The sequence below is a fragment of the Methylobacterium sp. WL18 genome, from assembly GCF_008040015.1.
GTDB lineage: Bacteria > Pseudomonadota > Alphaproteobacteria > Rhizobiales > Beijerinckiaceae > Methylobacterium > Methylobacterium mesophilicum.
Window position 1 is genome coordinate 1 of record NZ_VRVD01000251.1, and the last position, 6,590, is coordinate 6,590.

At 71.9% G+C, this 6,590-nt stretch carries 6 protein-coding genes; 2 read left to right on the plus strand and 4 right to left on the minus strand.

All coding sequences use genetic code 11. The features are described 5' to 3' along the window. Window positions 1-985: hypothetical protein (locus FV228_RS17185; protein WP_147855741.1), on the minus strand; the 985-nt coding region annotated here is incomplete at its 3' end. A gap of 332 nt (window positions 986-1,317) precedes the next feature. Between FV228_RS17185 and FV228_RS17190 the strand changes: the two genes are divergently transcribed. After that, complete coding sequence (locus FV228_RS17190; RefSeq protein WP_147855742.1) at window positions 1,318-3,570, plus strand: cyclic nucleotide-binding domain-containing protein; 2,253 nt, start codon at window positions 1,318-1,320, stop codon at window positions 3,568-3,570. 99 nt (window positions 3,571-3,669) lie between these two features. Here the strand turns inward: FV228_RS17190 and FV228_RS17195 are convergent, their stop codons facing one another. Both FV228_RS17195 and FV228_RS17200 read right to left on the minus strand, forming a co-directional pair. Next, window positions 3,670-4,065 carry a DUF3307 domain-containing protein gene (locus FV228_RS17195; protein WP_147855743.1) on the minus strand — a complete coding sequence of 132 codons (396 nt, stop codon included), beginning with the start codon at window positions 4,063-4,065 and terminating at the stop codon, window positions 3,670-3,672. A 197-nt stretch (window positions 4,066-4,262) separates the two neighbouring features. Continuing rightward, the gene (locus tag FV228_RS17200) at window positions 4,263-5,237 is read right to left on the minus strand and encodes a quinone oxidoreductase (RefSeq protein WP_147855744.1); all 975 of its coding nucleotides are present in this window, start codon (window positions 5,235-5,237) and stop codon (window positions 4,263-4,265) included. Window positions 5,238-5,325: 88 nt separating this feature from the next. Between FV228_RS17200 and FV228_RS17205 the strand changes: the two genes are divergently transcribed. Next, entirely contained in the window at window positions 5,326-6,285 is a 960-nt protein-coding gene (locus FV228_RS17205) for a LysR family transcriptional regulator (RefSeq protein WP_147855745.1), read from the plus strand. On the opposite strand, the gene FV228_RS17210 is transcribed toward FV228_RS17205, so the two are convergent. Then, window positions 6,264-6,590, minus strand: a 327-nt coding sequence (locus tag FV228_RS17210) for a hypothetical protein (RefSeq protein WP_210247805.1), incomplete at its 5' end; no start/stop codon positions are given. The two genes, FV228_RS17205 and FV228_RS17210, sit on opposite strands and share 22 nt — an antisense overlap.

Genomic DNA, 6,590 nt, shown 5'->3' on the forward strand with positions numbered 1-6,590 from the left:
GGTTGGCGGGGAGGGGAGCCGCGTGCCCGCCGGTCAGGGCCGCCCGCAGGGAGACGAGGCCCGCGCGGACATCCTGCAGGGTGCCGACCACCACGTAGCAGGTGTAGCTGTGCGCCCCCGCCGGGACGTTGTTCTCCCGGAAGACGCAGTTCCACTTCACCGTGGCGTTGCCCGGGCCCGGCAGGGTCGCGAAGTTGAACCGGCCGTAACCGGCATTCGGAACGGCCGGCTGGGGGAGGGCGGGGCTGTAGACGCCCATCGCCCGGGAGCCGTCGGGGGTGGCCAGGATCACCGGCACGCCCTGCTCGCCCGGCCCGGCCGAGAGCGGCGCGGACTGGCCGGTCGCCGGGTCGAGGTTCCAGAACGCCGTGAAGTCCGGCGGCATGTAGGCGGTCGCCGCCTCGAAGGTCGCCGATTCGTGGGGTTGCGCGGTGATGTAGGTGGCGCGGTACGCGATGGCGTTGGCCACGCCCGCGGCGCCCAGGGTGACGGTCTTGGCCAGGACGTCGTCGGACCGGGGGCCGGCATGGGGGCCGGGTCCCTTCGGGCAGCTGCCGGTGACGCGGCCCGGCTCGATCCAGTAGGCCATCTGCGACCGCGTCTGGAGTGTGTCCGGGCCGCGTTTCAGCTCCGTCAGAAGGGTCGTGCTGCGGGGCCCCGTGCCGTCGGAATCGCTGCCGGCCTCGGTGGGGTTCAGGCACTCGCCGTAGCCGTCGTAGGACGAGGCCGATTGCAGCTCGCGGCCGTGATCGTGGGCGTTGATAAATTGCGTGCCGCCCCAGGTCAGGCTGTCGATCGCGCCGCCGGTGCGGGACGAGATGCCGACCGTGATCGGGGATCCGTTGAAGGCCCGGCTGATCGTCGCCCGGCCCCCGGGCTCGGGCCAGGCGATCGACGGGGCATCCTCGGCCTGCGCGGGCCCCGCGAGGCCGGCAAGCAGGAGCGCGGCGCGCGCGGGACGGGACGGGCGGGTCGAGGCGGGCATCGGCGGATCCTGGTTGGAGCCGGCTTAGAGCATGACGCCGAGGAGGGGAATCCGCCTCCGGAATCGCCAGGCCCGGCAGAGGGATAGCTCCGGCGGCCCAGCCGGAACCGTATTCCCGCAGGGTTCGGGCCGCATCGGAATCGGTTGAAACCTGGACAACACCGCCGCCCGACCCTTGCCGCCGGCACGATAATTTAAGCCCCGGGCTGCCATCGGGTTAGAACGCTGCGGCCAAGCGTGATTCCCGTACGTCCGCGCTGCCTGTGCATGCGGTGGCCGGGGATCTGCTGCTCCGGCCTTGAACACATCTTCGGAATGCGGAAGCCGTCCCGATGACAACCACCGATATGGCCTCCGCCGGCAGCCGGCGACCGACCGAGGGGCGCGATGCGTTGGTGCGCACAGCGCGCACGATCGCCGCCGCCGCCGTGGCCACCATGGTCCTGCTGCTCGACCTGATCAGCTTCTCGCAGCTGATCTTTTCCGGCCCGCTCGCGGAGAGCCGCGTCGCCGGGATGTCGGCGATGCTGGCGGCCTACGTGCTGGGCAGCCTCGTCTTCGTCGCGCTGCGGCGGACCGTGGTGGTGTCGCTGTCCTTCATCGGGGCGGCCGCGATCGTGCAGGCGGCGATCGCAGCCGCGGTGGCCGGAGAACTCCGCGACAGCGGCATCACCGATCCCGCCACGGTCGGCCAGATCGTGCTGGTCGCCTGCGGCGTCTCGACCTTCGCCACCGGCCTCGTCTTCGCGCTACTCGGCACGATGCGCGCCTCGCTGCTGGCGCAGCTCCTGCCCTACCCGGTCCTGACAGGCTTCCTCGGCGGCGTCGGCCTGCTGTTCCTGAAGAGCGGCCTGCAGATCGGCGCGCATCTCGACGATCCCGCCGCGGCGATGCTGAACCTGCTCGATCCGGCGGCCCTCGATCCGAGCCACCTCGATCCCGGGGTGCTCGGACGCATCGTCCTGACCTTCGCCATCGGATTCTGCGCCTTCTACCTGCCCCGGCGCGTCAGGCATTGGGGCACCTACCCGACGGTCATCCTGGTCAGCCTCGTCGGCGTGCATCTCGGCCTGGCCGTGCAGGGCATCGACACGGCAGCCGCGCAGGCGGCCGGATGGCTGATCGAGGCGCTGCCGACGGGATCCCTGCTGCAGGCCCCGGCCGCGATGGCGCTCCGGGCCCTCGATCCCGCCCTGCTCCTGCCGATCCTGCCCCGGATCGCCACCGAGATCGTCGTCGCGATCATCATCCAGATCCTCTACGTCATCAGCGTCGAATTGGAGATGCGGCGCGATCTCAACATCGACCGGATGTTCGTCGCGTCGGGGGCGGCCAACCTGGTCGGCAGCCTGTTCGGCAGCCCCGCCGTGGGCTTCGGCCGGACCTCGACGCTGCTGCTGCACAATATCGGCGGCAGCCACTGGCTCGGCTGGTGGCTCACGCTCGCCGTGATGGCGGCGCTGCTGGTGTTCGGCGCGAGCCCGCTGGCGCTGCTACCCCGCCCCCTCGCCGGCGGCGCCCTGATCGCCATCGGCCTCGGGCTGCTGGTCAACCTCGCGCTGGCCTGCCGGACCTTCCCGGTGTGGGAGAGCGGCATCGCCCTGGCGGTGTGCGCGGCGACCGCCCTGTTCGGCGCCACCACGGGCTTTTTGGTCGGCGTCGTGCTGGCGATCCTGATCTTCGCGGTCCAGTACGGCCAGATCCCGGCGGTGCGCCGGTCGCTGTCCGGGTCGGAGCGGCGCAGCAGCATCATCCGCGCGCCCGACACCGCCGAGCTGCTGCGCGAATCCGGGGACCGGACGCGGATCTACGCCCTGCAGGGCTACCTGTTCTTCCTCAACGCCCAGACGATCTATCGCCGGGCCGCCGCGGAGCCCGGCACCCTGCGCACCCTGATCCTGGATTTTCGCGATTGCGTCGGGCTCGACAGCTCGGCCCTGATCGCGTTCCGCAAGATCGGGCAGCTCGCCGAGCAGCGCGGCTTCGACGTGCTGCTGGTCCATCTGGGAGCCGCGGCCCTCAGGCAAATCGAGCGCGGGGGCCTGGCCGGGCCGCGGCTGCGGACGCGCCACACCCTGGACGAGGCCCTGCGCGAGGCCGAGACGCGGCTGCTGTTCGAAGCCGGCTCCGCCGGGGAGGGCGCTGTTGCGCTGTTTGCCGAGCACATGGCGGATCGCCTCGGCTGCAGCCTCGCGCCGGCCGATTTCGCGCCGTATCTCAGCCTCCGCACCCTCGCGGCCGGCGAGGCGCTGCTCCGCCAGGGCGAGGCGGCCGACACCCTGTACTTCCTCGAGCAGGGCGTCGTGTCGATCGAGATGGAGGTGTCCGGCCGGCCCAACCTGCGCCTGCGCACCACGACCGCCGGCACGGTGATCGGCGAGATCGGGCTGGTGAAGGGCGGGCGGCGCACCGCCACCGCCGTCGCCGAGAGTCCCTGCCGGGTGGTCGGCGTCGACCGGGCCGCGCTGGCCCGGATGGAACGGGAGCGCCCCGACCTCGCGCTCGCCCTCCAGCGCTTCCTGATCCTGGAGCTCGCCGGCAAGGTCGCCGACACCAACCTGCTGCTCGAGGCCGAGCTGACCTGAGGATCAGAGCATCGTTCCGAAAGGTGGCTGCCGGCTTTCGGGACGATGCGAAGCAAAGACCCAGCGCAGCGCGCCGGTTCCGATATCCGGCACGATGCGCTAGGCCGCCGCCAGCACGACGGCGAGCCCGATATGGGTCACCTGGTGGAGGAACTGATCGACCCCGATCAGCCACCAGAACCGCGCGTCCGAGGCCGGGAAGCGGGTCCGCTGGCCGACCAGCGCCTTGCCCCGGTCGATCCCCGTGTGGATCACGAAATCCACGAGCGCCAGCCACCATAGGGCCGGCTCGACCGCCAGGGCGATCAGCAGCGTCCCGAAACCGTGCAGGCCGGTATGGGCGCAGAGCGGCCCGGCCCAGGCCGAGGCCCGCTCCTTGCCCTGCGCCATCCAGTTGGTCTGGAGGAAGAAGTCGGCCGCAAGGTGTTTCACCGCGAAGGCGACGAGCAGGAGCGCGAAGGCGCCCACGGGAACGGGCGTGTCGACGGACGGCATTCCGGCCCTGTCACTCCTGGCGCGCCCCTGGCGCGACCGCGCGGGACGATCCGCTCCGAGCGTCGAATCGTGCACCTCCCCATACACCTGTGCCGCGATTCGGGCAGCGCGACGCCGCACGCGGGCCGTCGATCGACACGCGGAAAACCGGGATTCCGACGGTCCCGCAGCCCTCGGTCGAAGCAGGTCGGCAGCACCTAGACCGTAAGTATGACGCTGCCCGTGGTACGGCCGCCCTTTAGGTCGGCATGCGCGCGGGCGGCGTCCCGGAGGTCGTAGGCGGCCCCGATCGGGTTGATCAGGCCGGCCTCCAGGGCGGCGATCAGGTCCGCGGCGCCGCGGCGATACAGGTCCGGATCGTTGGCGTAGGCCATCACGCTCGGTCGCATCAGCGCGACCGGCCGCCCGCCTCCCAGCGTCTCGACGCGTACAGGCGGGATCGGCCCAGCCGGCTGGCCGAGGTTCGCCACGAGCCCGAACGGCCGGACCGCCGCGAAGGTCCGGGCCAGCATGCCACCGCCGATGCCGTCGATCGCCAGATGCACGCCCTGCCCATCCGCCAGGGCCCGGGTCCGCTCGGCCCAGTCGTCCGCGCCGTGCAGGAGCACCGCGTCCGCCCCGGCCTCCAGGGCCAGCGCGCGCTTGCCCTCGGAACCGACCGTGCCGATGACATGCGCGCCGAGGCGCTTCGCCCAGCGCGTGACGATCTGGCCGAGCCCGCCCGCGGCGGCGTGGACCAGGATCCAGTCGCCGGGCCCGACCGCCCGGACCTTGTGCAGCAGCATGTGGGCGGTCAGGCCGCGCAGCATCGTGCCGCCCATCAGGCGGTCGGGGAGGGTGGCGGGCAGCCGTACCAGCCGTTCCGACGGCAGGATCCGCGCCTCGGCATAGGCGCCCATCGGGGTGCCGTGATAGGCGACCCGGTCGCCGGGCCCGACCGACACGACCCGCGGGCCGACGGCCTCCACCGTCCCGGCCGCCTCGAAACCGAGCACCGCCAGATAGGCGGCGATCGGGTAGAGACCGGTCCGGAAGTAGATGTCGACGAAGTTTACGCCGATCACGGATTGCCGAATGCGGACTTCGCCGGCGCCGGGTTCGCCGATGTCGATCTCGGTCGCCGTCAGGACATCCGGCGCACCGGGCCCGGCCATCATCATCGCTGCCGTCATGATCGACCTCCTGCCCCGACAGAGAAACGCGTTTTAGTCTGTGAGGGAATTCGGCATCTCTTCACCGGCCTCGTGCGAAACTTCACCGATGATCGATTGGCAGGATCTCCAGCACTTCGCGGTCCTCGCCCGGACCGGCTCGCTCTCGGCCGCCGCGCGCGACCTCGGAGTCGATCACGCGACGATCGGCCGGCGTGTCGCGTCCCTGGTGGACGCCCTGGCGCTGCGGCTGGTGGAGCGCCTGCCGCGCCGGGTCGCGCTGACTCCGGAGGGGACCGCCATCGCGGCCCTGGCGGCGGAGATCGTCGGAACCGTACGGGCGATCGAGCGCCGCGCCCTTGGCTACGCGGTGGCACCGGTCGCCACGGTCCGGATCAGCGCTCCGCCGGCCGTGGCAGCACGCCTCATCGCCCCGCAGGTCGCGCGCTTCCACGGGGCGCATCCCGGCATCACCCTGGTCCTGTCCGGCGCCGCCCGGATCGCCGCCCTCGACCGCGGGGAGGCGGAGATCGCCGTGCGCCTGACCCGCCCCGACGACCCGGACCTCCTGATCCGCCGCATCGGGGTGATGCGGTTCGCCCTCTACGCGACCCCGGATCAGGCAGCGAAGGCCCCGGCGGACTGGACCTTCATCGGCTACGATTCCGCCCTGGACCACGTCCCCCAGCAGGCCTGGCTGCGGAGCCTGCTGTCGGGCCGGCCGATCGTGTTCCAGGCCAGCGACCTGTTCGGCCAGCAGGAGGCGGCCCGGGCTGGCCTGGGCGCCGTCGTCCTGCCCCGCTTCCTCGGGGACGGCGATGCGGCGCTCACCCGCCTCCCGGTCGAGCCAAAACCGCCGCCCCGGGATGTCTGGCTCGTGACCTATCCCGACCTGAAGCGCTCGCCCGTGATCCGCGCGGCGCTGGCGTTTCTGGCCCAGGTGATCGGCCTGGGATGCCCGGTTGCAGCGTCGGCCGATGAGAGCATCATCTCGAACGGTGGTTCCGGCTGTCGGGATGATGAAAACAAAAGACCGAGCGTTGCGCCTCAGAAGGCGGCCTCGCCGTAGCCGAGCGGGGTGACATGGAAGACGAACCGGATTTCGGCCTCGGCATCCGGCAGCGCCAGGGTGCTGACCGGCCCGGTGAGGATTTTGACGCCGCGCTCCGCATGGGCGGCGTAACGGCCCCGGGAGCCGAGCGAGGCCAGGGCGTGCAGGACGTGGCGTGCCGCGCGGGGGCGCCAGGCACCGTTCTCGCGGAGCCAGAGGGTTTCGTCCGCGGGCCATACCCGTACGGGGCGCCCGGCCCCGCGCGGCCCGGTCGCGAACGCGTCGAGGATGGCCCGGAGCCTCACGGGCGAACGCCCCAGGCC

Excerpts from the sequence above, each read along its gene's own strand:
- FV228_RS17190 (WP_147855742.1), top strand. The coding sequence starts at position 1,318 with ATGACAACCACCGATATGGCCTCCGCCGGCAGCCGGCGACCGACCGAG.
- FV228_RS17195 (WP_147855743.1), bottom strand. The coding sequence starts at position 4,065 with ATGCCGTCCGTCGACACGCCCGTTCCCGTGGGCGCCTTCGCGCTCCTG.
- FV228_RS17200 (WP_147855744.1), bottom strand. The coding sequence starts at position 5,237 with ATGACGGCAGCGATGATGATGGCCGGGCCCGGTGCGCCGGATGTCCTG.
- FV228_RS17205 (WP_147855745.1), top strand. The coding sequence starts at position 5,326 with ATGATCGATTGGCAGGATCTCCAGCACTTCGCGGTCCTCGCCCGGACC.